This is a genomic window from Streptomyces thermocarboxydovorans, from assembly GCF_039524635.1.
Taxonomy (GTDB): Bacteria; Actinomycetota; Actinomycetes; order Streptomycetales; family Streptomycetaceae; genus Streptomyces; species Streptomyces thermocarboxydovorans.
The window spans coordinates 1-1,110 of record NZ_BAAAGU010000141.1 but is presented as its reverse complement, the minus strand read 5'-3'; the positions used below and the strand labels follow the sequence as shown (position 1 = coordinate 1,110).

The window sequence follows — 1,110 nt, the reverse complement described above, 5'->3', positions numbered from 1 at the left end:
TATTGATCCGAAACGGTTTGGGTTCTGGGTCGTTGGTGGGGTGTGAGCGATCTGGTGGGGGACGCGCGTCATCTGTCGCCGTCGGCGCAGGAGGCCCTGCGGCTGCGGGCGGTGGCCGCGTTGGCGGCAGGGCAGGACCGTGAGGACGTGGCGGCCTTGTTCGGGGTGTCGCTGAAGGCGGTCGACATCTGGTGGGCGAAATGGCAGGCCGGCGGCCGGGAAGCGCTGGTCATGCGCCCGCGGGGCAAGCCGGTCGGGGTGCACCAGGTGCTCGGGGAGGCCGAGCAGGCCGCCGTGCGGCAGGCAGTCCTTGATCACCGGCCCTGTGACGTGGGCTTGCGCGGTCAGCTGTGGACGCGGCGGCTGGTGGGTGAGCTGATCGCGAAGCTGTACCGGGTGCGGCTGACCGAACCGGGGGTGGGCAAGTACCTCAGGCGGTGGGGGCTGTCCTTCCAGCGCCCGGACAAACGGGCCGTCGAGCAGGACCCGGAGGCCGTCCGGCGCTGGCACCAGGAGACCTGGCCGAAAATCCGCGCGAAGGCGAAGGGCGAAGGCGGTGAGATCCTCTTCGCCGACCAGGTCGGCATCCGTTCCGACCAGGTCACCGGCCGCACCTGGGGCGAGAAGGGGAAGACGCCCGTGGTGCGGCGGAGCGGGAACCGGTTCTCGGTGAACGCGATGTCGGCGATCAGCACCAAGGGCCGGATGCACTTCATGGTCTTCACCGAGCACTTCACCGCCGAGGTGATGTGCCGCTTCCTGGACCGGCTCGCCGGCCACTTCGACCACAAGGTCCACCTCGTGGTCGACGGGCACTCCGCGCATCGCTCGAAGAAGGTCCGCGACTGGCTCGCTGCCCATCCCGACGACGTCGAGCTGCACTTCCTGCCGCCGTACTCGCCCGAGCTGAACCCCGACGAGTTGGTCAACGCCGACCTCAAGCACAGTCTGCCCAGACAGCACCGGGCCCGGAACCAGGACGAACTCGCCACCGAGACCCGCCGCTTCTTCCGCCGACGCCAGCGTCAGCCGCACATCGTCCGCGGCTACTTCAGCGGCCCACACGTCCGCTACGTCCTGGACGAGAACCCCATGAGTTTCTGATCAATA

At 68.6% G+C, this 1,110-nt stretch carries 1 protein-coding gene; it reads left to right on the top strand.

All coding sequences use genetic code 11. From position 1 onward, the window contains the following. Nucleotides 1–42: 42 nt before the first annotated feature. Entirely contained in the window at nucleotides 43–1,104 is a 1,062-nt protein-coding gene (locus tag ABD198_RS30470; protein WP_425580594.1) for an IS630 family transposase, read from the top strand. Nucleotides 1,105–1,110 lie beyond the last annotated feature (6 nt).